This is a genomic window from Gluconacetobacter johannae (assembly GCF_014174305.1).
Classification (GTDB): domain Bacteria; phylum Pseudomonadota; class Alphaproteobacteria; order Acetobacterales; family Acetobacteraceae; genus Gluconacetobacter; species Gluconacetobacter johannae.
Window position 1 is genome coordinate 210,640 of the sequence record NZ_JABEQH010000002.1, and the last position, 26,287, is coordinate 236,926.

The following is a 26,287-nucleotide window of genomic DNA, read 5'->3' on the forward strand; positions in this document are numbered from 1 at the left end:
CCTCAGGTCAGCGGGGTGGACAAGGTGGCGGGGTCGTCTCCGTCATCGGCCTCCACCTCCGCCGCCGTGCCGGACGACAGCAGCAGGTTCAGGCTCACGGCGCTGAAGGCCGCCAGGAACACGCCGCTGCCGGTCATGATCCGCAGCGGGCCGGGCAGATGCGCGAACAGGGTGGGGCAGGCCATCGGCAGGATGCCCGCGCCGATCGCCACCGCCGGCACCAGCGCGCCAGACCCGCCGCCAGACCCGCCGCCCAGGCGCACGCGCGCCAGGTCCTGGATGCCCGCCATCGCGGTCATGCCGAACATCAGGATGGCCGACCCGCCCAGCACCGGCCGGGGCAGGCAGGCGATCGCCGCCCCCAGGCGGGGAAACAGGCCCATCGCGACCATCAGCCCGCCGGCCGTCGCGACGACGAAGCGGCTGCGGATACCCGTCAGGGCGATCAGGCCGGTATTCTGGGCGAAGGCGTTATAGGGCGTGCCGCCGAACAGCCCGCCCAGCAGGGTCGACAGCCCGTCGGCGGCATAGGTGCGCGTCAGGACGTCGCGGCCGGCGGCCCGGCCGGCCAGGCGGGACACGGCCAGGCAGTTGCCGGTCGTTTCCACCAGGATCACCATCATCGCCACGGTCATGATGAGGATCGGCGCGATATGGAAGGCCGGGCGGCCGAACGGCAGGATCGGCGGCAGGGCGACCCAGGCCACCTGGCGGACCGCGCCGAAATCGGCCTGCCCGGTCAGCACGCCGATGGCGGCGCCCCCGGCCAGGCCCAGCAGGATCGCCAGCGTGCGGCCGGTACCCGAGGCCCGCGCGGTAATCAGCAGGGTCAGCGCCAGGGTGGCGAAGCCCAGCAGCAGGTGCGCCGGCGCGCCGAACCCCGGATCGCCCGGCCGGCCGCCGCCCAGCCAGTTGGCCGCCGCCGGCATCAGTGACAGCCCGACCACGGTGATGACGCTGCCGATGACGACGGGCGGGAAGAAACGGGCCAGGCGGCTGGCGAACGGGGCCAGCACGCAGGTGGCCAGACCCGCCCCGATCACCGCGCCATAGGCGGTCGGCAGGTCGTAATCGCGGGCGATCATCATCATCGGCGGCAGGGCGATGAAGGACGACGCCTGGATCAGCGGCAGGCGCGCCCCGAACGGCCCCACGCCCAGCGTCTGGATCAGCGTGGCGACGCCCGAGGTCAGGATGCTGGCGTTGACCAGCAGGACCAGTTGTGCCGGACCCAGCCCCAGCGCCGCGCCGAAGATCAGCGGCACGCTGATGACCCCGGCATAGATGACCAGGACATGTTGCAGGCCGCAGACCAGCATCCGCCAGGGCGGCAGGCGTTCTTCCACGGGGTCGTGCCGCGCCGGCCGCCGGGTCATGTCCGTCGGCTCATTTCAGATCGTCAGGGACCTTGCCGCCGTTTTCCGCCAGCTTCTGCATGACCTGCCTGTGCAGCCAGACATTCATCGCGGCGGAATCGCTGATGTCGCCGGTATAATGCAGCTCGCCCGCCAGTTCCTTGCGCGCGGCCAGCGAACTGTCCAGGCCCAGCAGCTTCAGCAGGTCGACGATGGACTGCCGCCAGTTCAGGGGCTGGCCGGCCTTGGCCGCCAGTTCGGTCAGGATGGCGGCGACATCGACGGGCTGGGCGGGGGCGGCGACGGGCGCCGGCGCGGTGGGGACCGGGCTGGGGGCGGCAGGAGCGGGGGCCGGGGTGGCCGCGGCTTCGGCATGGCCGAAGATCTTGGACATGATGGCGCCGAAAATGCTCATGGTCGGCTCTCCCTTCTGGGCCGTCCGGCGGCGCGAGGCCGCCGGACGGGGTGTCGGTTAGTAGCGGTACAGGTCGTTCTTGAACGGCCCGTTGACCGGAACGCCGATGTACTCGGCCTGTTTCTGCGACATCTTCGTCAGTTCGGCGCCGACCTTGGCCAGGTGCAGGGCGGCGACCTTCTCGTCCAGATGCTTGGGCAGGGTGTAGACCTTGCGCTCGTACTTGCCGGCGGGCGCGGTCCACAGCTCGATCTGCGCCAGGGTCTGGTTGGTGAAGGACGCCGACATCACGAAGGACGGGTGGCCGGTCGCGTTGCCCAGGTTCACCAGGCGGCCTTCGGACAACACGATCAGGCGCTTGCCGTCGGGGAAGACGACCTCGTCGACCTGCGGCTTGATGTTGTCCCACGGGAAGTTGCGAAGGGCGTCGATCTGGATCTCGGAATCGAAATGGCCGATGTTGCAGACGATGGCGCGATGCTTCATCTCGCGCATGTGGTCGACGGTGATGATGTCCACATTGCCCGTGCAGGTGACGAAGATGTCGCCGCGCGGGGCGGCATTTTCCATCGTCACGACCTCGTAGCCTTCCATCGCGGCCTGCAGGGCGCAGATGGGGTCCGCCTCGGTCACCAGCACGCGGCAGCCGGCGTTACGCAGCGACGCCGCCGAGCCCTTGCCCACGTCGCCATAGCCCGCGACGACGGCGATCTTGCCGGCCATCATCACGTCGGTGCCGCGACGGATCGCGTCCACCAGGCTTTCGCGGCAGCCGTACAGATTGTCGAATTTTGACTTGGTGACGCTGTCGTTGACGTTGATCGCCGGGACGGCCAGCGTGCCCTTCTTCGCCATTTCCCACAGGCGATGCACGCCGGTCGTCGTTTCCTCGGACAGGCCGCGCACGTCGGCCAGCATTTCGGGGTACTTGTCGTGCATCAGCACGGTCAGGTCGCCGCCGTCATCGAGGATCATGTTCGGCGTCCAGCCGTCCGGCCCCTTCACGGTCGCCTCGATGCACCACCAGAACTCCTCCTCCGTCAGGCCCTTCCAGGCGAAGACGGGCACGCCCGTGGCGGCGATGGCGGCGGCGGCGTGGTCCTGGGTCGAGAAGATGTTGCACGACGACCAGCGGACGGTGGCGCCCAGCGCGGTCAGCGTCTCGATCAGCACGGCGGTCTGGATGGTCATGTGCAGGCAGCCGGCGATCCGCGCGCCCGCCAGCGGCTTGCTGGCGCCGAATTCCTCGCGCAGCGCCATCAGGCCGGGCATCTCGCCCTCGGCGATCGAGATTTCCTTGCGGCCCCATTCCGCGAGGGAGATGTCCTTGACCTTGTAGTCGGTGCTGCTGGCGGTCATGTGCTGTCCTGTCTGCAAATGAATCTGGCCCGGGGATATAGCCGCTTGGCGGCCCGGGGGCTAGGCCGGCTGGCCGGCGACGGCCTCGGCACGGCGCAGGACGCGCAGGAAATTGCCGCCCCAGATCGCCGCGATCTGGGCGGGGTCATAGCCGCGCCGCACCAGTTCCGCCGTCAGGGCGGGCGATTGCGCCGCGTTGCGCCAGCCCTCGATGCTGCCGCCGCCGTCGAAATCCGATGAAATGCCGACATGCCGCACGCCGATGCGCCGTGCCACGTAATCGACATGGTCCACGTAATCGGCCACCGTGACGGGGCGTTGCTGGCGGATGTCGCGCGGGCGCAGGAAGGCGTCGACGGCGGTGATGTGGATCACCCCGTCGCAATCGCGCAGTGCGTCGAGCTGTTCGTCATCAAGGTTGCGCGGGTGGTCGCACAGCGCGCGGACGCAGGAATGGGTGGCCAGGACCGGGCTGCGCGACAGGCGCAGGGCCTGCATCATGGTGCTGCGCGCGGTATGCGACACGTCGACCATCAGGCCCAGCCGGTTCATCTCGGCGATGGCCTCGCGCCCCAGGCCCGACAGGCCGTCATGCCGCGCGGCGCTGTCGCCCAGCGCCGCCGACGGCCGGGCGGAATCGGCCAGCGCGTTGTGCCCGTTATGGGTCAGCGTCATGTAGCGTGCGCCCCTGGCGCGGAACTGCGCCAGCAGCGACAGGTCCTCGCCCATCGCGTAGCCGTTCTCGACCGCCGGGACGATGGCCGTCACGCCGTCGCGGCGCGCGGCCTCGATCTGGTCGGCCAGGGGGCAGATCCGCGCCATGCCGGTGTCGGCGGCCCGCCCGATCGCGTCCAGCATCTCCAGCGCCTGCCGCCCCACCGCCGCGTGGCGGACGTCGTCCGTCGGGCCCTGCCCGACATAGGCGACCAGGCAGGCCGCCGAGATGCCGCCGCGCCGCAGCTTCGGCAGATCGACATGCCGCGTGTCCGTGTCCTGCCCGATGTCGCCCTGGTCGGGCCAGGGAATGTCGATATGCGTATCGACCGTCAGGAGGGAATGATGAAGGGCGTCGGAATCCGTCATGCCGTCACTGTAGTCCCAATCCGCGCGCCCTGCCATGCCGCCGATGGCCCGCCGGCCGGGTGCGATGCGCCCGGGTGGGCGCATCGCACCGGACCTGTCGCGGGGTCGGTTCAGTGCTGGGTCTCGGCATTGATCGGGATCTGCCGCCCGTGGACGGCCTCGGCGCTGCGGGGCAGCGTCACCGTCAGCACGCCGTTGTTGAAGCGGGCGCTGGCCTCGTCCTCCTTCACGTCGTGGGGCAGGGTGAAGCGCCGCTCGAACCGGCCATAGCGCCGCTCGCTGTAGCCGCTGGCCTTGTCCTCGCTTTCCTGCCGGCGTTCGCCGCACAGGCACAGCACGCCGTTATCGACGCTCAGCGTGATGTCCTTCTCGGTCAGGCCGGGCAGTTCGGCGGTCACGCGGATTTCGTTGTCGGTCTCGGCGACCTCGACGCTGGGCCAGGTGCCGCCGCGTGGGCCGCGCGGGTCCCAGGTCTGCATGAAATCGTCGAACAGCCGGTCGATTTCCCGGTGGAGGCTGAGAAACGGGCCGCCCTGCCGGTCCTGGATCGGGGCCGGGGCCCTGGACTCGTCCCGCCCCCAGGGCATGAGATTACGCATAGCCATTGGATCGTTCCCCTCGGTTAGGGCCGGGACCAGCGACCGCCGCCAGGGTGGTCGCCGACGTCCAGGCCCGTCGGCCTGTCGGGGCAGGAAGCGATCAGAGAGCGCGCCCCCTGTCCGCCGGGCCGCAGTGGCGGTCCGGTTTCAGGAAGCTGGGGTGGGAATGAAGCGTGTCAAGAGGCGGGGTTTTTCCTTTCCCCCGACTGTCGCCGGCATGATTTCGTTTATTCTGGAAGCGTAATATGACATCGTGCGGCGACGGAAGCCCCCGGGGAACCGAGCGATGGATCAGCAATGACAGACACACGCGATACGCCCTTCGCGGACGGCGCGGCCTATATCGACGGCGCGTTCATGCCGGTGCGCGACGCGCGCATTCCGATCACCGACTGGGGCTACCGGCGGTCGGATGTCACCTATGACGTGGTCGGCGTCTGGAACGGCAGTTTCTTCAGGCTGGACGATCACATCGCGCGGTTTCGCCGCTCCATGCAGGCCCTGCGCCTGGACCCCGTCGAGGACGACGCGCGGATCGGGGCCATCCTCAACACATGTGTCCGCCTCAGCGGACTGCGGAACGCCTATGTCGCCATGGATTGCCTGCGCGGGCGGCCGCTGCCGGGCCAGCGTTTTCATCCGGCGTCCTGCCGCAACTACATCGCGGCCTTCGCCATTCCGTGGGTCTGGGTCATTTCGCCCGAGGTCCAGGCGCGCGGCGCGCATCTGATTATTGCGTCCCCCCTGCGAATCCCCGACCGGTCGGTGGACCCGACCGTCAAGAATTTCCATTGGGGCGACCTGACGCAGGGATTGTTCGAGGCCGGGGATCGGGGGGCCGATACCTGCGTGCTGCTGGATGCCGACGGCCATGTCACCGAGGGCGCGGGGTTCAACGTCTTCGCCGTGATCGCCGGGGCGGTGGTGACGCCCGACCGGGGCGCGCTGGAAGGGATCACGCGCGCGTCGGTCGCCGAACTGTGCGGCGACCTGGGCCTGGAGTACTGCGAACGGCCGGTGACGGCGCAGGAACTGCGCGGCGCGGAGGAAATCTTCCTCTCCACCACCGCCGGCGGAATCATGCCGGTATCGCGTATCGACGACATCGTGCTGAGTGACGACCGGCCGGGGCCGGTCTCGATGCGGCTGCGCGACCTGTTCTGGGCGAAGCGCGCGCAAGGCTGGCACGCGACCCCGGTCGATTACGGCGACGCGGCGCCCTGAGGCGGCCGGCCCAGGTGGTCTGGCGGAAATCGGACAACCGGCTCTGTCCGTCAGGCCGCAATGTCCTAGGATCGCCGGGATTCCCTTTTCCGGAGCCGCTTCCGTGTCCGACTGCCTGCCGCGCCGCCTGTCCCCCGTCACCCTGACCGGGACACATGTCCAGCTTGTTCCGCTGTCGCCCGCCCATCATGACGGGCTGGTCGAGGCCACACGGGACGGGTCGCTGTGGGAGCTGTGGTTCACGAGCGTGCCCGACCCCGACGGCATGGCGGCGGAAATCGCCCGGCGTCTGCGCCTGGCGGACGTGGGCACGATGCTGCCCTTCACCGTCGTCAGCCTGCCCGACCGGCGCATCGTCGGCATGACCACCTTCATGAATATCGACATCGCGGGGCCGCGCGTGGAAATCGGCTCCACCTGGTACGCTCGCGCGGTGCAGCGCACGGCCCTGAATACCGAGGCCAAGCTGCTGCTGCTGGGCCATGCGTTCGACCATCTGGACTGCCTGGCCGTCGAACTGCGGACCCATGTCCTGAACCAGCGCAGCCGCCGCGCCATCGAACGCATCGGCGCCCGGCTGGACGGCATTCTGCGCCGTCATACACGGGCCCAGGACGGCACGGTGCGCGATACCTGCGTGTACAGCATCACCGCGCCGGACTGGCCGGCGGTGCGTTCGCACCTGCGGTCGCTGCTGGCCTGAGGCCCCGGACCCAGATCATAAAACGACTGGGTTTCCAAAGGGCGATGCCCTTTGGCGGGTTTCAGGGCAGCGCCCTGAGGCTGGCGCATATCCCCTAGCGGCCCTGCCGCTGTCGGGCCTCCCAGACGGCGCGGATGTGGGCGGGGTCGATCTTCCGGGCGCCGCCTTGCCCCGTAGGGGCGGCACGCGGGCCGGCCGGCCGGCGTCCGCCGCGCGGGTGGCTGAGCGCACCGGGCGCGATGCCGGCGGCGGGATTTTCGTTGGCCGCGCGGACGGCGCGGGCGCAGATGGACGTGTCGCCGACCCCGAACTGGATCGTCGGCAGCAGCGCCAGCGGCGGCAGGATAAAGCCCAGCCCGGCGGCGGCCGCCGCGCGGCCGACGATCTCGGCCCCCGGCAGGACCGACGGGTTTTTCAGCGGGCCGGTGATATGGAACGGCCCCGGCAGGGAGGCGACCGAGAAATGGACCGAGCGTGTGGTCAGCGCATAGTCGATGGTGTTGCGGCGCAGGTCGATGGTGCCACGACCCAGCGTGCGGCCCTCGCCGGTTTCCAGCAGCAGCGTCCTGGTCGATACCACGCCGTCGCGCAGCGGCAGGTCGGCGATGAAGCACTGCACGTCCGTCCGCTTGGGGAAGCCCAGCGCGGACAGGACCGCGTTGCCGACCTGCAGGCCCAGCACGTCGGGCACCAGGGCGGAGATGTCGCCGCCCTGGTCCAGCACCAGCGTCAGCCCGCCATTGCCGCGCGCCAGCAGGCTGGCCACCGAATTGCCCGTGGCCTCGAGGGTCGCATGACCGCCGATGATGCCCTTCGCGCCCGACCCCGTGGCGGCCTGCATGATGCGTGAAAGGTCGATATGCGCGAAATCCATGCGCATCCGGGTGGCGAAGCCGGCGTCGGTCGGGGTCAGGGTGATGACGCTGGCCAATGTGCCGGCGCCGACGGCGAAATTCAGCCGGCGGACGTCGATCGCGCCGTCCTGGATGATGATGTCGGCGTCGATATTGTCCAGCGGCGTGCGGCGGTTTTCGATATGGTCGCCGCGATAGAGCAGATGCGCGTTGATTGCGCGCAGCTTGGGGATGTTGATCGGCGTGTCGGGCAGCACGTTCGGGTCGGCCTCGGCGGCTTTCTTCTCCGCCGCCGTGGGCGTCCTGTCGGGGTTGGCCCCGATGAACCCGCCCAGATCCACCAGATCGACGCGCCGGGAATGCAGGGTGGCCTGCACGAAGGGCACGGCGGGCCGGGGATCGACGGTGAGGGCGCCGTCCAGGTCGCTCGACCCCATTTTTCCGCGCAGGTTGCCGAAGCGGATGGTCTTGCGGTCGTAATCGAGGGTGCCGGTGACCGAATAATCGGGCGTCCGGGGGATGGGGATGCCGGTCAGCGGGTAGAGCAGGGACATGTCGGGGCCGGAAAAATGAAGGGAGAGCTGCGCGCCTTCGAATTTCAGCGGATTGACGATGCTGCCCTTCAGCGTGGCCAGGGTCGGTCCGTTATGCACGGTGAGGTCGACGGGGTAGGGATGCGCGGTATCGAGCAGCGTGAGCAGCGCGCCGCCGACGAAATGTCCGTCGATCGGCTGCGCGGCATAGCGGCCGCGCGCGTCGGCGACGATCTGGCCCCGTTCGCCATCGTGCGGCGGCGTGGTGTGCACCGCCAGCATCATGTCCGCGCGCAGCCGGGCATCGGCGACCCGCGCCTGGCCGTCGGTGATGCGTAATTCCCCGATATCGGGAAGGGCGGGCGCCCCGCCGGGGCCTTTCGATGCGCCGAATGCGACGTTGGTGCTGCCGTCGGCGCGGCGGACGACGTCCAGCCTGGGGGCGTCGAACGCGACCAGGGGCAGCGTGACCGCGCGATGGCGGATATAGCGCCAGACGTCGAACGAAACGCTGGCATGGCGCGCGGTGGCGAAGGGCTGCTTCTCGTCCTCGAACCCCGTGGGCTGGGCAATGGTCAGGTCGTCGACCGTGGCCGTGACGACGCGCCCCAGCCGGACATGCAGATGGGAAATCGTGGTCGGGCGGCCCAGCGCGGCGCTGGCGCGGGAATTGACCATCGGCACGAACCAGTCCCACGACCACAGCAGCACGACCAGGACGCCGATCAGGAGCAGCGCGCCGAGGCCGATGCCAAGGATCCTGCCTGTGCGAAATCGGGAGGAGGGGTGGACATCGGCCATGGCGGGACCGCCTTCCATCTGCGTCGGGGCCCGTCATGCGTCGCGTGCCGCCTGTCTCGCGGGACGGAAGGATGGCGGGCCGGGCCGTAGGGCGGCCGGTGTTGCATGTGCGTCCCATGTCTAACGCATTGGGATCGCAACGGGTTGCGTCTCGCGGCGCGGGCCCGGCCATCCGATGACAGCAAAGACACAGGTGCGCCGGAGGGCGGAAACGCCGCATTGTGATCGCGATCCCCGATGCGGGGCAGGGGATATCGGTGCTAAGCTTTGCCGGCGAGGCATGATAGCGCGTAACGCGATGTCCGCCCGAGGCGTGGATTGTTCATGCGAACCGCACGCCAGCCAGCGTCCGGCCCACTTTATAAAACAGCCTCTTGCTTCGCGCGCTCATGATGGAGGCAGGACATGGTTTCCGCTACCGGGAGTCTGTTGGAACAACAGCGACTGAACGATGCGCGCGCGTTCAAAATCCCCTGGAAAAAATGGGGCCCTTATCTGAGTGAAAGGCAATGGGGCACGGTCCGCGAGGACTACAGCGAGAACGGCGATGCCTGGGGGTACTTCACGCACGATCAGGCGCGATCCCGTGCTTACAAGTGGGGCGAAGACGGGATCGGCGGGATTTGCGACGACAGGCAGCATCTGTGTTTTGCGTTGGCCCTGTGGAACGAGCATGACCCGATCCTGAAGGAGCGCATGTTCGGGCTTACCAACAGTGAAGCGAATCATGGCGAGGATGTTAAGGAATATTACTTTTACCTCGACAGCACGCCGACGCATTCATACATGAATTATCTTTATAAGTACCCGCAAGGCGAATATCCATACCGCGACATTGTCGAGACGAACAGAAGACGCTCCCGGGAGGAGCCGGAATACGAGCTTCTCGATACCGGAGTTTTCGACAATGACCGGTACTTCGACGTGTTCGTGGAATACGCCAAGGAAGGCCCGGAGGACGTGCTGATCCGGATCACCGTGCATAATCGCGGGCCGGAGGTCGCCCGGTTGCGGGTGTTGCCGACCCTGTGGTTTCGCAACACCTGGGCGTGGGATAACGATCGTTGCAAGCCATCCCTGCAGGGAATGACGCCGGGCGCCATTCGCGCCACCCATCCCGAACTGGGCGAATACTGGCTCGACTGCGATGGCGCGCCGGAGTTGCTGTTTACCGAAAATGAAAGCAATACACAGCGTCTGTGGGGTCAGGAAAACAGCACGGCCCATGTCAAGGATGCATTCCACGCCTACGTCATTGCGGGTCAGGTTGATGCGATCAACCCGGCGCGGACGGGGACCAAGGCCGCCGCCCACTATGTCCTTGAACTGCCCGGCGGTGGACAGGAAACGATACGGCTGCGCCTGGCCGCCCCGAGGGCAAGGAATCCCTTCGGCGATTTCGAGAAAATCTTCACCAGCCGCATCGCCGACGCCGACGCGTTTTACGAGCGCATTGCCCCCAAGGCGCTGACCGTGGATCAGCGCCGGGTGCATCGCCAGGCGCTTGCGGGAATGCTGTGGAGCAAACAGTATTATTACTTCGACGTGGACCGCTGGCTGCGTGAACACAAGGGCCATCCGATGACCGACTCCCCTCGGCCCGGCGTCAGGAACGCCGAATGGTTCCATATGCTGAACGCCGACGTGATCTCCATGCCGGACAAATGGGAGTACCCGTGGTACGCGGCCTGGGATCTGGCATTCCACACGATTTCCCTGGCGATGGTGGATTTCGATTTCGCCAAGGACCAGCTGATGCTGATGTTGCGTGGCCTGTATTTCCACCCCGGCGGCCAGATTCCGGCCTACGAGTGGAATTTCAGCGACGTGAATCCGCCGGTACATGCCTTTGCCACGCTCTGGCTCTACAAATATGAGAAGCAGTTGGGGCGTGCCGATCTGCGATTCCTGGAGCGCTCGTTCCAGGGGTTGATGCTGAACTTCAACTGGTGGGTCAATCGCAAGGATCCGGCAGGACGCAGCATTTTCGCAGGGGGGTTTCTGGGGCTCGACAATATCGGTGTCTTCGACCGAAGCGCGCCGCTGCCGACCGGCGGTTCGCTGGATCAGGCGGACGGGACGGCATGGATGGCGTTCTACTGCCAGAACATGCTGGAGATTGCCCTCATCCTGAGCGAGACCGATCCGGTCTACGAGGAAACCGCCTTCAAGTTCCTTCAGAATTTCATGTGGATTTCATATGCGATGGATCGCATAGGGGAGCATCATGACGAAATGTGGGATGAGGAGGATGGCTTTTTCTACGATCTGCTGCGGCTTCCCGATGGCCAGGCCATACGGTTGAAGGTCAGGTCGCTGGTGGGGCTTCTGCCCCTGTGCGCGTCCACGGTGTTCGAAGCGGATTCTGTGGCGCGATATCCGGCACTGATGGAATTGATCGCGCTGTTCAGAAAGCGCCATCCTGAGCTGGTTGCCCAGGTGGCCCCGACCGATGCGGGCTTCAGCGGCTACAAGGGACGAAAGCTGCTATCGATCCTCAACAGGAAAAAACTGGAGCGTGTGCTGGGGTACCTGCTGGACGAAAACGAGTTTCTGGGGCCGTGCGGCATTCGTTCGCTGTCCCGCCATTATCAGGAGCATCCGTTTGTCTTTCAGACCGGCGGGCAGGAATACAAGGTGCAGTATCTGCCCGCCGAATCCAACACAGCTATGTTCGGCGGCAACTCCAACTGGCGCGGTCCGGTGTGGATGCCGATCAATACGCTGATTGTCCGTGCGCTGGTCAATCTCTATGGATTTTACGGCGATGAGTTGAAAGTCCAATGTCCGACGGGTTCAGGCCAGTACATGACATTGTTCGAGGTCGCTCAGGAGATCGTCCGCCGGCTTACGAGCATCTTCCTGCGCGACGCCACTGGACAACGGGCGGTATATGGCAGCATGGCCAAGTTTCAGAACGATCCACATTGGCGCGACCTGATCCTGTTTTACGAGTATTTCCATGGCGACAATGGCGCGGGCCTGGGGGCCAGTCACCAGACGGGATGGAGCGGCCTCGTCGCCCCGCTGATGGATCTGTTTGGTCGCGTCGACGCCAAAGCCCTGTTGGAGAGCGGACGTGACAACCTGCTCGCCAGGGCCATCAATGAGCAGGTCGGCGGTGACAGGACGGAAACGCGTTAGCAGCCTGTTTGAAAATGTGGGCTGGCGGCGACCCGACGCGCCCTTGTCAGGGCGCTCGCGGTACCGGGCCAGATCATGGATGCCGCCATTTGCGGTATGGTCCGATAGATGAAACTTATGGAGAAATATTACTTCATGGATATCACCAGGGCGTCGCCGCCCATGCTGAGCATGAGGCCCGCGCGCTTGGCACGCAGGTGCATGATGACGCCAGCCTCGTTCTGTAACCACATTTCGCCGGAACTTGCCGTTCCAACGGCGAAGCCGTAACGCGCACGGCCGTAAGTTCCTGGAAATTTCCGAATATCGTGAAGGTTGAAAACCTCTCCGGTGGCGTCGACAGACGAAACCCCGAATCCGCCAATGCCAAGGCCACCGAATTTGAGAGGATAGGTTTTCCCCCGGAAGGTAATGGTGCCATTTCCACCGCCACCACTGCCGACGAACGCGACCTGAAACTCCCGCAACTTGACGTAAGCATCCGGGATGCGCCCGGATTGGCCGGTATGTTTTTCCTTCGGATCGTCCGCGCACCCCCCAAGCGAAACTGCCGTGGTGGTGAGGAGTGCTACGATTACGAACCATTTTCTGACGCGCATTGACACAACACGATCCTTACAGCGTTCATGTCCCTGGTCGAACTGGACACGCTTGACGCTACCCGGTCAAAACGCTGCGGGTAAACGCGTTCAGGTCTTCGATGGTTGAAGTGTTCACACACATATGACCCGCACCGCGATCATAGTCTTCTGGTGTCGGGAGAGAACTGTCCGTGAGCCGCCGCCGCCGAGAGACCGCGGATCAGGGTATTCATCTCGCTGTGTACGGCCGTCTTCGGATCGAGCAGTTCATCGGCCGTGTGTGTGTCGATCAATCGTCCGAGCTTTGCCAGGGTTTTGAACCGCATTCGGTGCGCCTCCTTCAATCCGGTTGATCGTCTGGCGAACAGAATTCTGAACAGTTCTCCGTCACCGAACAGCGCGGAAAGTTCGGAAATATACGTGTAGATCAGAAACAGAACCGCGATCCAGATCTGGATCGCGAAAAAGCGGTTCCATGTAAAATGGGTCGCGACATACGCCAGAAGTCCGTCTGGCCGACCACCATGGAGCAGAAATTCGATCAACTTCTCCAGGAAGCGCGCTATGGCGACGACCGTGAAGTAGATTCCGCTTTTAAAAAGCACCGACTGAATCAAAGGCGCAGAGTTGAGATGATGGAAAAATGGCAAGGCGTTCGCCACCAACACCGCCTTCCCGACGACCAGGGCTGCTGTCGTCGCGATCACATAGCTGGATAGATGGATCTGATAGTCGCCCAGAAGTAGATTGGTTGTGAATAATATTAAATTGAATCCTATTCCAAAAAATATCGTGGGAGGCAGGATTTTCTTGAACTCTCTGAATATGAACGAAAATACCGCGGACATGGTCATGGAATGTCGTCCTTGATACGAGATGTCATACTATCTGCTTCAGGTGAGATGAAAAGAAAAGGGGCGGTGCGTCGTCAAGTCGCGTGTGGACCCGTCATGACAAATATGTGCTTCATCTGAATTTGTAAGTGGTGGTGATTTTTCCATCGGTATCTTTTGTGAGAACATCCATGAATCATTTGAAATATCCAGCCCCGACAAGGTAAGATGTTCTGATCTTGTTCTGACTAGGCCGCGCTGCCACAAGGCCCCTGTAACTGGAGAGATCGGATGATCCTGCTGTTTTTTCGGCACCTGTTCGCACAGGGGTTCGTTGTGGCAGGTATTTTTCTATTCCTGTCGTTCACGCTTGCTGCGGAAATCGGCTACCGTCTCGGGCGTTACGTCACTGCGTCGAAGTCGGAGAATAGCGCGGATATCACGATAAGTTCTACACTGACGTCCGGAATGGTCGGTTTGCTTGCATTCACCCTGGGCTTGTCCATCAATTTTGCACAGAACCGTTTCGAGGCGCGTCGCGACCTGGTGCTGGCGGAGGCAAATGCCATCGGGACGGCATGGCTGCGGACGCAGTTGTTCGATGATGCGGCAGCACGCACGCTTGCTGACAGAATCGAAGAGTATGCCCACGTCAGGCTGGCCTTCACGACCGCCGATTCGGATGCTGACATCCCGGGTCTGATCGCGCAGACGAATGCACTGCAGGCGGATATATGGCAATCGGCGCGAGCGATTGCAGACCACGCGCCAAACCCGGCTACGCCGGCATTGATCGCGGCACTGAATGGCATGTTCGACGTTTCGGTTTCTCAGCAGTTTGCGTATGAGAGCCGGGTGCCGCCGGATATCCTTCTGATGCTCTATGTCGGGTCGATCGTGACGATGGGCGCCCTGGGTTACGAGCAGGGTCTTGCCGGCAATCGTCAGGTCGTACTGACCACGCTTTTATTGATGATGTGGTCAAGTGGCATGCTCCTGATCGCGGACTTGAATCAGCCGCGTCTGGGAAGCATCCGGGCAGATGCCGCGCCGCTCATATGGACCATCCGGGGATTCGGCGCCAAGCCGCAGGTGCGTTGATCGGATAACGCTCGGCGGGAAGATGGTTTCAGCTTATGGTGGTCTTGTGAAGATGATTCATTAAATCGGTGGGGCTTTGGCCCATGGGTACCCGGCGCGACCGCGCCGGTAGCCGTAATCGAACAGTGCTCGCATGTACTTCTGGTCGAACGGCTTGGGCGGCTTCAGGTCGAAATCGGAACCGATATAAGCGAGATTGTAGCCGATATCGTCGTGCCGGGTCGTGTTATAGAGGCGAATCACGTCATTGATGCCGCTTGCCGTAATCATCGTGGCGATCGCGCGTCCGGCGATTCCCAGTGTGCGTCGTTCCGTGGTGGCCCATTCGGGGTCGAGGCGGCCGTTACGGATAATATAGGCGTTCGCGGAAAGGACATGCTGGCCGGATGCCATGCGCAAACGCCGCTGCCGCGTCAGTGCCGCCGGGTACAGGAATGCCTGTGCGAAGGCGCCACCGTCCACATGCATTTCCTGATATGGCTTTCCATTCAGAACGACGTCGAACATGGTGGGTGGAAACGCGCCAGGAATGGCGGACGAGGCCAGCAGGATGCGACGGATGGTCTCCAGGGCCCGTGGATGTCCGCTTCCGGCAATCGCGCCGATATTCCAGATCACCGGCTGTTGGGCGTCGAGGTTGGTGGTCCCGACGAAGAGCAGTCGGCCGTCGGCATAGGCCCTTGCCAATGCGTCCAGCATGTTTTTGTCCAGGTAGGTGGAGATGGTCTTGAACAGCGGGGCATTGTCGCTCATCGCGTCGTCAAACAGCGCCGCGGTGAAAAAGCGTTTCAACCGCACATGGGCCGGGGTGAGTTCAGTGTAGACGGTGCGCAACGGCCCATCGTAGCTGGGGCCCAGATAGGCGAAGGGCGCGGTCAGCGCACCGGTGCTCACGCCCGTAACAAGTTCGAACGTCGGTCGTGTACCCCGCTCGGACCAGCCGCACAGCAGGCCTGCGCCAAAGGCGCCATTTTCTCCGCCACCGGACACCGCCAGAAGTTGCAGTTCCGGCAGCGATGCGGTCGAGGCCAGATTTTGTGCCCGCCGCATGCGCTCCAGGGCGGCCATGAACTCAGTTTCCAGTGGCGCCGTTCCGTAAAAAGGGAAGAAGCGTTCGTTCGGCAATCCGAGTACGCTGGCCTGGAGGGTCCGGGCCAGCGGCACGGCGGTCCCGCGCATCGGAAAGGCGCACCCTGGCAACAGGGCAGCGGCCGCGCCTCCTCCGGCAAGGCCGAAAAGGCTTCGACGTGACCGTACTGCATGCATGCCGCCGGGATGCTGTCCTATGACCATGCTCAACCTCGTGCCGGCGTGGCGTTTCTGGTCATCTCCGTCAGCAAAGCTGCGGATGGCGGCGCACCATCCGCTGTTGCGATAGGCCTGAGACAATCGTGCTGCAAGCGCGGACCGCATCCGGGAAGTTTCCTGAAGGTTTGGTATGTCATGTCACGATGCCTCGATAACGCGCGGGTATTGGTTTGGCCTGGCTTTTGGGAGTGGGGCGGGCGGATCAGGAAATCGAAGGCGGACAGGGCCGATTTCGCCCGTCGCCGGCGGCTGCTGGTCGGGGCGTGCGCCATCCTGGCCATGGGCAGGATGGCGGCGACCGTGTCGCGGTGTCATCGAACCTTCACGCGCATGGTGCCCGATTTCGTCTATCAGGCTGCGAATTTTAATCTTTCTCCCGGGGTCGACTGTCGAGCATGACGTCCTGCGATCGGATGCGCGCATTCCGCGTTGCGGCTGTTCCGCGCGCTGCCGGCCCTGGCGACGGCATGAAGACGGTTTCGTGCCGTCCCGGATTGCGGGTGGCCCAGCTTGAATATCCGTCAGGATTCCGGACAATATATCATTTTTTCAATTGCGCCGGGCATGGTCTTGCTGGCGCCTGGCGCGACGTTCCAAGGATTGGTTGATGTTGACACGCAGGCATATTCTCGGGGCCATGGGCGCGGCGGGCGTGGGCGCGGCCTGGGGGGCGATCCCAGGGGCGACCATGGCGCGGGCCGCCGCGTCGCTTGCCCCCCGGCCGCTGGTGTTCGGCCATCGCGGCGCGTCGGCGCTGCGGCCGGAACATACGCTGGCGTCCTATGCCAAGGCGATCGCCGATGGCGCCGACTATGTCGAGCCCGATCTGGTGCCGACCCGCGACGGGGTTCTGGTCGCGCGCCATGAAAGCGACATCACCGGCACCACCGACGTTGCGGACCGGCCCGAATTCGCTGCGCGCCGCCGCACGCTGGTCATCGACGGCGCGCGCAAGACCGGGTGGTTCACCACCGATTTCACGCTGGCGGAACTCAAGACCCTGCGGGCGCGCGAGCGCCTGCCCGACATGCGGCCGCAGAACACGCGCTATGACGGCCATTTCGATATCCCGACCTTCGAGGAGATCATTGATTTCGTCGCCGCGGAGTCCGCGGCGCGCGGCCGGGTGGTCGGGCTGATTCCCGAAATCAAGAATTCGACCCATTTCCATGCGCTGGGCCATACGCCCGAGGAGACGTTCCTGCGCGTGATCGCCGCCCATGACTACACGCGCTTCGCCCCGCTGGAAGTCCAGTCGTTCGAGACCGCGAATTTACGCATGCTGCGCGATCGGGTCCAGGCGATCAATCCGCAGGCGCGGCTGATGCTGCTGATGGGCGACCGTCAGGAGGTTCCGCCCGACCTCGCGGCGCGGGGCGAGCGGACCTCGTTCGGCGACCTGATGACACCCGGCGGGCTGCGTGAGGTCAGACGCTATGCCGACGTCATCGGGCCGTCCAATATCGACCTGATACCGCGCGACGCCACCGGTGCGTGGCAGGCGCCCTCGACACTGGTCGCCGACGCGCACCGGGCGGGCCTGCTGGTCCATTCCTATACCTCCCGGCCGGAGAATCATTTCCTGCCGCGGCAACTACGCAATGACGCCGCGGAGAATGCCCGCAACCCCGCAGGCGCGATTGCCGAGATCAGGCGGTACCTCGACCTGGGCCTGGACGGGTTCTTTACCGACGATCCGGCGATCGGACGGTTGGCGGTCGACGGGCCGTAGGGCGGGAACCATTCGTCTCGCGGGGCGATAGGGGCTGGATAGCGGGTCGTCCACGACGCCCCGTCATTCCGGAGAACACGATCATGCCCGATCTGACGTCCATCGAGATCCTGTCGCACCTGACCGCGCTGCGCGCGCAGGTTTCGGGCCTGCATTCGGCCCTGATCGCCCAACCCGCCCAGACGCCGTCCCCCGCCACCGAAACGCTCAGCGTCCGCCTTGGGGAGCCGGTCCTGGACCTGGTCGATTCCTGGCGGACCCGGCAGTTGGACGTGCCGACCCGTTCGGTCGCGGTAGAACGCATGGTCGAGGCCTTCCTGGATCTGGACGCCTGGACCCGCGAGCGGGATGAGGATCTGCCCTGACCCGCCTGCGGAGGGCGGCGCGGCGCGGGTGCGTTCCCGACCGAATATCCTGGCGACGATTGTCGGATTGATCCCGGCGCGCGATGGCGCGGCCAGGTCGCGGGCCTGGCCGCGCTGATCGTGGAAGCGGGGCCTTTCCGTGCCGAGGTATGGCGTCGTGATCCAGGAATGACGGAAAAATAACGTACTACGCAATAAATTTCAGGATATGGACGGTGCGCGGTCTTGAAGCCGTCGCCAGACCGGCGGCGATGTCGCGGGCGTGCGGGCCTAGGACGCTTCGATGACGTCACGATCAGGGAGAGGTAAATATACGATTAACATTTTCTATCTCATTGTCGATTTCATGAGTTAAATAATGACGATATTCGGATTGAATCATTTGACTCCGGGCGTTGTTTGTATTTTTCTACCAATGCGGCGACCCCCAGAATCCGAGGAAGAACTCCATGACGGCTTTGGTCAGCATTAATGCCGGCACCGCGACCATATACGGCTCCGGTGACCTGTCCGGCGTGATCGGGATAAGCGCGGTCAGCGCCATTGTCGTTACGAAAAATGCCGGCACGCCGGAAGGGGATCCTGTCGTCGTCAATCTGACGAGTCTCACCGGCATCAACGCACTGTCATCGGTTACCGTCGAAAACGGCGCCACGGCCCAGGTCGGTGGCGGCCTGATCGGCGTGGGCGCGGCAACCAACCTGACCGTGGATGGCGGCGTCCTGGAAATCGAGGGCAACCTGATCGGCACGGGCACCCTCAATACCGTCACCGTCGGGCCCGCCGGAGGGGAGATCAAGGTCGACCCGACCGGATTGTCTGCGAACATCCTGAATATTCCTGTTGATTTCGTGGATTCGAGCGGAAATCCGACCGATGCGATTCCCAAGAATTTCGTGATGGACTTTCCAAGCGCGACGACCATCCCCGCCACCTACGATCCGTCGACCGACACGACGACGATTGGGGATGGTGTCAGTGTTCTGGGCATTCTGGGCGTCGGGCGGACAATTACCTTGCAAGGCGATCCGTTCAATCTGAAGACGACGGGCCAGGCTCAATATGGCGTCCTTGATCCCATGCATTTTGGTCCTATCGTCGCTTATTCGAAAAATTTCACTCAATCTGACAAGGAGGGCGGTGTCATTACCTGTTTCCTGCCCGGCACGCTGGTGGGTACGCCGGACGGGACATGCGCCGTCGAGGACATGCGGGCCGGCGATGCGGTTCTGGCCCATGTCGAGGGGCGGGATATCGTTCGGACGATTGTCTGGGTCGGCGCGCGGCATGTGACGGCGAACGGACGGGACGATTATCCGGTGCGTATTCGCAAGGACGCTTTCGCCGAGGGGGCGCCGTTCATGGACCTTCTGGTGACGCCGGAGCATTGCCTGTATGTCGATGGCCGGCTGATCCCGGCCCGCATGCTGGTCAACGGGCGCTCGATCACTGTCGAGGCATCCATGGACAGTTTCGATGTCTACCATATCGAGACCGAGGACCATTCCATCGTCACGGCCAACGGCATGCCGACCGAAAGCTATCTCGACACCGGTAATCGCCGGTCCTTCCGTCCCGTCCAGGATGGTCGCGTGGTTGTCGGCCTGTTCGGCCCGCGCAAGACGTGGGCGCATGACGCGGCGGCCCCTTTCTGCGTCGCGCGCGAGACGGTGGAGCCGCTGTTCCGCCGGATCGAGGACCGTGCGGTGGCCCTGGGCCTTCCCGCCGTGACGGACGTGCCGGAAACGACGTCGGAGGCCGGCCTGCATCTGGTGACGGAAACCGGCCGGATCATCCGCCAGACGCGCGAAGCCAACGGCCGCGCCGTGTTCATGATCCCGCCCGAGGTCGGGCACGTCCGCATCGTTTCGCGGACCAGCAGGCCGTCGGACGTCGTGGGGCCGTTCCTCGATGATCGTCGGGAACTGGGGGTGTTGGTGGGAGAGGTCACGTTGTTCGACGCCGATATCACCCGTCGGCTGGACGCCCACCTGACGACCGGCGATCTGGCCGGATGGGACGTGCAGGAAAGCGCGCCCTGCCGCTGGACGAACGGCAATGCACTGCTGCCGCTGGGTACGCGCCGGCCCAGCACCATCGGGCTGCTGGCGGTGGATATCCTGGCGGCGGGTCCATATATCGTCCGGGACGGCGAGGGCCTGCCCACCGTCCGGCACGGCTGACCGGCGCGCGGACAGGCGTCAGGGAGCGGTCCGCCGATCGGGGCCGGCTCCTGAAAATCGCTTCGGCCAATGCATTATTTCATTCTCCAGCCCGGTCAGATCTGGGGGCCTGCCGGCCCTGGTGCCCGGTCGCGTGTCGTCGTCGATGTGCTGCGCGACGGCGTGCTGTATCGCGAGCAGGGCGATGGGCCGGACAGGGGTCTGTCGCGGGTCAGCCAGGGCGGCTTCCGACAATGGATCAGGCGGGCCGAGGCCCGGTTGCAGGGTATTGATCCGGATGCCGGCCGGAAGGCTTCGCCCAGCGCCGAACTGGGCAAGCGCATCCGGATCCTGCGGAAAATCGCGGGACTCAGCCAGCAGCAACTGGCCGATGGGCTTGGTCTGTCGCGCTCGGCCATCGCGTTCTGGGAAACCGGGCGCGAGGGCGGCATCCAGAAACATCTTGCCGCATTGGCGCGGATTCTGGGCGTGGAGGCCGAGGCGCTGCTGACAGGCATGGCCGATGAGAAGATCCGGGCCGTTCTGTCGCCGGACGAGAACGACCTGGTGATGCTCTATCGACGGCTCGACCCGGCGGGAAAGATCAACGCGCAGAAATGGATCGAACGTCAGACCCGGAACGCTGCGCCTGCCGTCGAACCCGGAGACACGTCATGACCGTTCCTCTGTTGAACAAGGGTTCGCGCGCGCCAGTCCTCGGGTCCCTGTTCGACCAGGCGGACAAGGTCGGGCGGGATGGGTTCGTCGGCGACCGCGTCGAACAGCATATGGAGTTCTCGCCGTAGCCAGAGATCGAACGGCACATCGTCATCGTGCGTGTGCCGATGATGTGTGATTTGCATATATCCACCGGTCCATGAAATTATGATGGATTGACGATGCCCTATGAACGAAGCGCACGGGTGAAAGTTGACGGACGCCGCCGACAAGGTTCTGTGACGGCGGTCGGGCGTCGTCCGGCCCGGTTGAGCGGCCCTGGACCCCGAGCATGATGCGGACCGGGCTTACGCGGCGGGTGTGCCGCGCGCCATGCCGCGCAGGCGGCTGCCGGCGTGGGGGTTGGCGTAATGAAACAGCGCCGTTGCCCGGGTCTTGTCATGATCGCATGGCTCGTTTGCATGAACCGAGCGATAGCCCCAGAAGAAATAGACGTTCCCCGGAAGCATACGTACCCTGGTCGGGCGCAGATATCCCGAGCGGACCAGGTGCTTCAATGCGACCTGCGTCAATGTGTTGTCGAGCAGGATCTTGTCGACCAGATTGCGGAAATAGGACGACCTGATCCTGCGGGTATTGGGCAGCATAATCAGGTCGCCGCGCTTGCCTTCCGTCGGCATGATGATCGGGACGAGGGCCGTGATGACGTAGGAATCGTAGTGAAAGAAAAAGGCGTGCTTTTCACCGGTCTTTCCCGAAAGGCATCGCAGGACCTGGTAGAAAGGCGCCGTGGGCGGGGCCGTGCCGGTGCCTTTCCGATAGATCGTCTGGCAGGCCTGCATGAATTCGGGCGACAGGCCCAGGGCATCGAGAAAGGTGCCGCTGACGCTGTCGCGGCCGGTGAAGGCGATATACTCGCCGCCGGCCGCCGCGACCTTCTGTTCGATGAAAGTGCGGAGCGCGGACAGGTCGTCGGGGTGGATGCAATCGGTTGCGACGCCGAACCCTTGCCGGTTCATGTCATCGGCAATACGGACCAGCGTATCGTACGGCAGCGATGGAAAGGCGGCCCTCGTCTCGATCGCCGTGGCAAGGTCGATATGGGCGTTTGCGTCCAGAGGGGCCGAAATATTCGGCGACGCGACGGTGGAGAATGTCTGTGACGTATCGTCCCCTGTTATTTCGGAGAACTCCTTATTCATGCTGCTAACTCCCGGTCGCGGGTCATTTAAATTTTGGGATGCAAAATTTTCAGGTAAAGCGCGGAAATTTCGGCGCGCTTCCTCATGGAGCCGAGAAATCATAAGTATTGAAATGGGGGGTAAATAAATTTATATTAACTCTATTTTATGAAAATAAATTTCAGAAATATAAAGCAAACACTTCTTAACGGTAAATGACAACGCTTAAAAAGAGCAAGACAAAACATGTCCGCCGGTTACGCGATCACTTCGTGTTGATAGGGGGTGGTTTGGGCCTCCACCCCCTGCATTCCGGTCGGTGGATACCCACTTCCGGGAGGTGCTGCATGTACCTCGATATGCGGTCGGGGAAAGGGGCCCGTGATGGCCGATACATCCTACCAGGACCGGGATCGCAAGGACGGTTTTTCCGGTCTGGTCGCGGCATTGCGCGACCATGGCGAACCGCTGCCGGGCCTGGATCGTGCAGAGGCGTTCGGCGCGGCGTTCGATCGCTTCGGCGATGCCCGGGTGGTCCTGCTGGGCGAGGCGACGCATGGCACGTCGGAATTCTATCGGGCGCGCGCCGCCATCACGCGCCGGCTGATCGAACATCATGGCTTTACCGTCGTCGCGGTCGAGGCCGACTGGCCGGACGGTGCGCGCATCGACGATTATGTCCGGCATCGGGCCCCCCGGCCGTGGCGCGGGCCGGCCTTTTCCCGTTTTCCGACCTGGATGTGGCGTAACGAGGACGTGGCCGCCTTCGTGCATTGGCTGCATCGTCACAACGAAACCCGCGCCGAGGCCGAGCGTGTGTCGTTTCACGGGCTCGATCTGTACAGCCTGGGGGAATCGATCCACGCGGTGCTAGCCTATCTGGACCATGTCGACCCTGACGCGGCGGCGTCCGCCCGGCGGCGCTATGCCCGGCTGACGCCGTGGCAGGACGACCCGGCCCGCTATGGACGAGCGGTGGCGGGACAGGGGCAGGACAGTTGCGAGGACGCGGTCGTGGCGCAATTGCGCGACCTGCTGGCCCATCGCCTGCGCTACCTGCACCGCGATGGCGAGGCCTGGTTCGACGCCGTGCAGAATGCACGCATCGTCCGCGCCGCCGAACTCTATTACCGGATCATGTATCGCGGCGCGACCGAAAGCTGGAACCTGCGCGACCGGCATATGTTCGGCACCATCCAGGCGCTGCTGGCCCATCGGGGCGATGCGGCGAAGGTGGTGATCTGGGCGCATAATTCGCATGTCGGCAACGCGGCTGCGACCGCGATGGGATGGGAGGGCCAGTTCAACATCGGCGAGCTGTGCCGCATGGCCCACGGGGACGAGGCCGTCCTGATCGGCTTCGGCACCGACCGCGGCACCGTCGCGGCCGCCAGCGACTGGGACGGGGACATGGAGGTGAAGACCGTGCGCCCGGCGCGCTTCGACAGCTATGAACATGCCTTCGCCCGCGCGGGCCATCCCCTGAGCCTGACGGACTGGCGGGACAGACGGGCGGCGCTGAGGGCGCATCTGCGCGGGCCGTTGCGCGAGCGGGCGATCGGCGTGATCTATCGCCCCGAAACCGAGCTGGCGAGCCATTATTTCGAAGCGTCGCTGGCCGAGCAGTTCGATGCCTGGGTCTGGTTCGAGGAAACGCGGGCCGTCATGCCGCTGGGGCACGCGCCTGTGCACGGCGCCCCTGAAACCTGGCCCTTCGGCCTGTGAACCGGCGCAGGCGCGTGACGTAAGACGCCTGCCTGCCGACCGGCAGGAGCCAATGAGACAGGGATCACATGACGATGTCCGACCGTCGGGAGCCGTTTCGCGACAGGCAGGAGGCCGGGCATGCGCTGGCCGCCGTCCTTCTGCCCTATGCCGCGTCCCACCCCCTGGTCCTGGCGCTGCCGCGGGGCGGCGTGCCGGTTGCGTTCGAGGTCGCGCAAGCACTCGATGCCGACCTGGACCTGCTGTTCGTCCGCAAGATCGGCCTGCCGGGGCACGAGGAATACGGCCTGGGGGCGGTGGTGGATGGCGCCGCGCCGCGCATCGTCCTGGATCGGGCGCGGGTGGCGGAATTCGGGATCGGGACCCCGGCGATCCGGGAGATCGTGCAGCGCCAGCTTGGCGAGATCGCCCGCCAGCGCAGGCTGTATCTGAAAGGACGCCCCGCGATGCCGGTGGCGGGACGGGTCGTGATCGTCGTCGATGACGGGATCGCGACCGGGGGCACCATGCGGGCGGCGTTGCAGGCCGTGCGCGGGGGACAGCCGGCGCGCCTGATCCTGGCGGTGCCGGTGGCGCCCCCCGACAGCATCGCGGACCTTGCCGGGGAATGCGACGAGATTGTCTGTCTGATGCGGCCGAGCCCGCTTTATGCCGTCGGCGCCTATTATCGCGATTTCGAGCAGGTGGAGGATCAGGAGGTGATCCGCCTGGTCGCCCAGGCCGAACGGCCGGGGCCGGCCGAGGCAAGCGGAGAGTAGGCAGGGCGCCCGTTCGTCCGGGCCAGGCAGGCCGGGCGGCCACGCGGCCCCCCGGCCCGTGGGCATGGCGTCAGTGACCGCCGCCATGGCCATGCCGGCCGTGGGCGGTATGCGCCGCCTTGTCGCGGCCCTGCGCGGGAGTGTCGGCCATGTGCCCGGCAGCACTGCCCGCCTGGCCGGGCTTGCCACCCTGCGGCGCGGACGGCGCCGCCTTTTCCCGGTCCTGGGCGAATTTGCCGGGGTGATGCCGGGCCTTGCCCGCGCCATGACCGCGTTCGGCCATGCGGGAGATCATATCATCGGAAAAATCGAGAAAAAAGCGAGTCATGATCGAAATCCTCCTGCATTCGGGAGGGTGCATGCCGCCCGAGCATAGGGAGAGTTGAGGGCGTGTGTGGAATTTCAATACAGCCGGGCCGGATTTTTCCGGAACGGGGACATGAAAAAAATCGTGAAAATGAAAGATATAACAACCAACAATCATAATTAACCATTTGAAACGGGGGGTTGCCGGAGGCGGTCGTCCCGCGGCCGGGCAGCCGCCTCGTTTCGTATTTCACGTGTTCGTCAAAAGGTCTTTACTTTCCTGTGCATCATGATGACCTTCCCGCCAGGGCACGCAGCATGCCCTGGTTGTCGCAAACGGAAGCCGCCAGGTATTCCGGCCAGACAGGAGGACGGACCATGGGACTCTTCACTCGGGATATTCATTCGATGAACGACTTGTTCATCCATCAGCTGAAGGATATCCTTTATGCTGAAAAGAGAATCGCGAACACGCTGCCGGCGATGATCGACAAGGCGTCGTCGATGGATCTCAAGACGGGGCTGCGCGATCATCTCGACCAGACGCGCACGCATATCGCGCGGCTGGAGCAGGTGTTCCAGATGCATGGCGTGGCGCCCTCGACCGTCAAATGTCCGGCGATCGACGGCATCCTCGACGAAGCCGACGAGGTATCGGGCGAGGTCGACGACAAGAGCGTCCTCGACGCGGCAATCGTCTCGTCCGCGCAGGCGGTCGAGCATTACGAGATTACGCGCTATGGGACGCTGGTCGCCTGGGCGAAGGAACTCGGCCGCCCGGATTGCGCGGCCATCCTCCATGAAACACTGGAGGAGGAGAAGGACGCCGACAGGAAACTGTCGACCATTTCCGAAGAACGGCTGACCCATATGGCCGCCTGACGCGGCGTGGCGAACGGCGCCTGCCCGGCACGGTCCGGGCGGGCGTCGTCGTCGTTTTTGCGGCTTCGCCGCGTCCGGCGCCCGTTCGACCGGGCGCGGGCCGCAAGGGCCGCGATACCGGCCGGGTTCGGACGAAATCCGGCCTTCACGCCGGCATTACTGTTGGGGCGGCATGGTGGTGCGCGGCTGGGCCGTCGTGCCCGGCACAGTGTTCGTGCCCGGGATAGGGTGGCGCGCGCGCCGTTTCGCCTGTTCGGCGGACAGCGGCTGCCGCTGGGTGCCGGGGGGTGCTGGTGTGGGGGAGACCTGTTCGCGCTTCTGGTTGGGCCAGGTGGGCAGCTTCTCCGACGGTGGGACGTCCGGCCGGCTCGTCCCGGAAGGAGAGGACGGGGCAGAGGGCGTGTGTGTGAAGGGGGACGTATCGGCGGGCTGCGCCGATGCGGGCACGACATTGGCCGCGCCGCCTGCGACGAGGCCCGCGACGATCAGGATTGCGATGGGATGGGAACGGGCCATGACGGTTCTCCTTTTTTCGTAAGGACGCGGCCCGGCCGGAAGTGGCCGGACGACGCCGGACTCATGACCCGAACCGGATGCGGATATCA

The 26,287-nt window shown here is 64.6% G+C and carries 24 protein-coding genes; 12 read left to right on the forward strand and 12 right to left on the reverse strand.

From position 1 onward, the window contains the following. Positions 1 to 2: 2 nt before the first annotated feature. The 5 genes from HLH21_RS02505 to HLH21_RS02525 form a co-directional block, all read right to left on the reverse strand. Entirely contained in the window at positions 3 to 1,376 is a 1,374-nt protein-coding gene (locus tag HLH21_RS02505; RefSeq protein WP_182940719.1) for a nucleobase:cation symporter-2 family protein, read from the reverse strand. A gap of 10 nt (positions 1,377 to 1,386) precedes the next feature. Further along, a complete protein-coding gene (locus HLH21_RS02510; RefSeq protein WP_182940721.1) occupies positions 1,387 to 1,770 on the reverse strand; it encodes a DUF3597 domain-containing protein in 384 nt (127 codons plus the stop codon). A gap of 57 nt (positions 1,771 to 1,827) precedes the next feature. Further along, a complete protein-coding gene (gene ahcY, locus HLH21_RS02515) occupies positions 1,828 to 3,129 on the reverse strand; it encodes an adenosylhomocysteinase (RefSeq protein WP_182940723.1) in 1,302 nt (433 codons plus the stop codon). Between the two features lie 60 nt (positions 3,130 to 3,189). After that, positions 3,190 to 4,212, reverse strand: a complete 1,023-nt coding sequence (locus tag HLH21_RS02520; protein ID WP_182940871.1) for a dipeptidase — start codon at positions 4,210 to 4,212, stop codon at positions 3,190 to 3,192. Positions 4,213 to 4,322: 110 nt separating this feature from the next. Beyond that, positions 4,323 to 4,817: an Hsp20/alpha crystallin family protein gene (locus tag HLH21_RS02525; RefSeq protein WP_182940725.1), complete on the reverse strand. Its 495-nt coding sequence runs from the start codon at positions 4,815 to 4,817 to the stop codon at positions 4,323 to 4,325. A gap of 291 nt (positions 4,818 to 5,108) precedes the next feature. Here HLH21_RS02525 and HLH21_RS02530 point away from each other — a divergent pair, with 291 nt between their 5' ends. Both HLH21_RS02530 and HLH21_RS02535 read left to right on the forward strand, forming a co-directional pair. After that, a complete protein-coding gene (locus tag HLH21_RS02530) occupies positions 5,109 to 6,035 on the forward strand; it encodes an aminotransferase class IV (protein WP_182940727.1) in 927 nt (308 codons plus the stop codon). A 103-nt stretch (positions 6,036 to 6,138) separates the two neighbouring features. Continuing rightward, the gene (locus HLH21_RS02535) at positions 6,139 to 6,738 is read left to right on the forward strand and encodes a GNAT family N-acetyltransferase (protein WP_264811518.1); all 600 of its coding nucleotides are present in this window, start codon (positions 6,139 to 6,141) and stop codon (positions 6,736 to 6,738) included. Between the two features lie 94 nt (positions 6,739 to 6,832). Here HLH21_RS02535 and HLH21_RS02540 read toward each other — a convergent pair whose 3' ends face one another. Continuing rightward, positions 6,833 to 8,926: an AsmA family protein gene (locus tag HLH21_RS02540; RefSeq protein ID WP_182940729.1), complete on the reverse strand. Its 2,094-nt coding sequence runs from the start codon at positions 8,924 to 8,926 to the stop codon at positions 6,833 to 6,835. A gap of 405 nt (positions 8,927 to 9,331) precedes the next feature. On the opposite strand from HLH21_RS02540, the gene HLH21_RS02545 reads away from it, so the two are divergent. Further along, positions 9,332 to 12,070: an MGH1-like glycoside hydrolase domain-containing protein gene (locus tag HLH21_RS02545; RefSeq protein ID WP_182940731.1), complete on the forward strand. Its 2,739-nt coding sequence runs from the start codon at positions 9,332 to 9,334 to the stop codon at positions 12,068 to 12,070. 128 nt (positions 12,071 to 12,198) lie between these two features. On the opposite strand, the gene HLH21_RS02550 is transcribed toward HLH21_RS02545, so the two are convergent. After that, positions 12,199 to 12,675, reverse strand: a complete 477-nt coding sequence (locus HLH21_RS02550; protein WP_220789630.1) for a hypothetical protein — start codon at positions 12,673 to 12,675, stop codon at positions 12,199 to 12,201. A 134-nt stretch (positions 12,676 to 12,809) separates the two neighbouring features. Beyond that, positions 12,810 to 13,505: a hypothetical protein gene (locus tag HLH21_RS02555; protein WP_182940735.1), complete on the reverse strand. Its 696-nt coding sequence runs from the start codon at positions 13,503 to 13,505 to the stop codon at positions 12,810 to 12,812. Positions 13,506 to 13,775: 270 nt separating this feature from the next. On the opposite strand from HLH21_RS02555, the gene HLH21_RS02560 reads away from it, so the two are divergent. Continuing rightward, positions 13,776 to 14,585: a bestrophin-like domain gene (locus HLH21_RS02560; RefSeq protein ID WP_182940737.1), complete on the forward strand. Its 810-nt coding sequence runs from the start codon at positions 13,776 to 13,778 to the stop codon at positions 14,583 to 14,585. A 60-nt stretch (positions 14,586 to 14,645) separates the two neighbouring features. Here the strand turns inward: HLH21_RS02560 and HLH21_RS02565 are convergent, their stop codons facing one another. After that, entirely contained in the window at positions 14,646 to 15,998 is a 1,353-nt protein-coding gene (locus HLH21_RS02565) for a patatin-like phospholipase family protein (RefSeq protein WP_220789631.1), read from the reverse strand. Positions 15,999 to 16,500: 502 nt separating this feature from the next. Between HLH21_RS02565 and HLH21_RS02570 the strand changes: the two genes are divergently transcribed. The 5 genes from HLH21_RS02570 (at position 16,501) to HLH21_RS17125 (ending at position 20,958) form a co-directional block, all read left to right on the forward strand. Next, the gene (locus HLH21_RS02570; protein ID WP_182940739.1) at positions 16,501 to 17,625 is read left to right on the forward strand and encodes a glycerophosphodiester phosphodiesterase family protein; all 1,125 of its coding nucleotides are present in this window, start codon (positions 16,501 to 16,503) and stop codon (positions 17,623 to 17,625) included. Positions 17,626 to 17,708: 83 nt separating this feature from the next. Beyond that, positions 17,709 to 17,990 (forward strand): hypothetical protein, encoded by a 282-nt coding sequence (locus tag HLH21_RS02575; protein WP_182940741.1) that lies wholly within the window; start codon positions 17,709 to 17,711, stop codon positions 17,988 to 17,990. Between the two features lie 449 nt (positions 17,991 to 18,439). Next, positions 18,440 to 20,173 carry a Hint domain-containing protein gene (locus tag HLH21_RS02580; protein ID WP_220789632.1) on the forward strand — a complete coding sequence of 578 codons (1,734 nt, stop codon included), beginning with the start codon at positions 18,440 to 18,442 and terminating at the stop codon, positions 20,171 to 20,173. Between the two features lie 69 nt (positions 20,174 to 20,242). Next, the gene (locus HLH21_RS02585) at positions 20,243 to 20,830 is read left to right on the forward strand and encodes a helix-turn-helix domain-containing protein (protein ID WP_182940743.1); all 588 of its coding nucleotides are present in this window, start codon (positions 20,243 to 20,245) and stop codon (positions 20,828 to 20,830) included. Continuing rightward, entirely contained in the window at positions 20,827 to 20,958 is a 132-nt protein-coding gene (locus HLH21_RS17125) for a hypothetical protein (protein ID WP_264811519.1), read from the forward strand. Before HLH21_RS02585 ends, HLH21_RS17125 begins: the two co-directional genes overlap by 4 nt. A 219-nt stretch (positions 20,959 to 21,177) precedes the next feature. On the opposite strand, the gene HLH21_RS02590 is transcribed toward HLH21_RS17125, so the two are convergent. Continuing rightward, on the reverse strand, positions 21,178 to 22,032 hold the full coding sequence (locus HLH21_RS02590; RefSeq protein ID WP_246379060.1) for a hypothetical protein: 855 nt from the start codon (positions 22,030 to 22,032) through the stop codon (positions 21,178 to 21,180). A gap of 363 nt (positions 22,033 to 22,395) precedes the next feature. Between HLH21_RS02590 and HLH21_RS02595 the strand changes: the two genes are divergently transcribed. Beyond that, positions 22,396 to 23,736: an erythromycin esterase family protein gene (locus HLH21_RS02595; protein WP_182940745.1), complete on the forward strand. Its 1,341-nt coding sequence runs from the start codon at positions 22,396 to 22,398 to the stop codon at positions 23,734 to 23,736. A 68-nt stretch (positions 23,737 to 23,804) separates the two neighbouring features. Beyond that, complete coding sequence (locus HLH21_RS02600; RefSeq protein ID WP_246379061.1) at positions 23,805 to 24,494, forward strand: phosphoribosyltransferase; 690 nt, start codon at positions 23,805 to 23,807, stop codon at positions 24,492 to 24,494. Positions 24,495 to 24,564: 70 nt separating this feature from the next. Here the strand turns inward: HLH21_RS02600 and HLH21_RS02605 are convergent, their stop codons facing one another. Further along, positions 24,565 to 24,822 (reverse strand): hypothetical protein, encoded by a 258-nt coding sequence (locus HLH21_RS02605; RefSeq protein WP_182940747.1) that lies wholly within the window; start codon positions 24,820 to 24,822, stop codon positions 24,565 to 24,567. Between the two features lie 356 nt (positions 24,823 to 25,178). Between HLH21_RS02605 and HLH21_RS02610 the strand changes: the two genes are divergently transcribed. Continuing rightward, positions 25,179 to 25,682, forward strand: a complete 504-nt coding sequence (locus HLH21_RS02610; RefSeq protein ID WP_182940890.1) for a YciE/YciF ferroxidase family protein — start codon at positions 25,179 to 25,181, stop codon at positions 25,680 to 25,682. 156 nt (positions 25,683 to 25,838) lie between these two features. Here HLH21_RS02610 and HLH21_RS02615 read toward each other — a convergent pair whose 3' ends face one another. Then, entirely contained in the window at positions 25,839 to 26,198 is a 360-nt protein-coding gene (locus tag HLH21_RS02615) for a hypothetical protein (protein WP_182940749.1), read from the reverse strand. Positions 26,199 to 26,287: the final 89 nt, after the last annotated feature.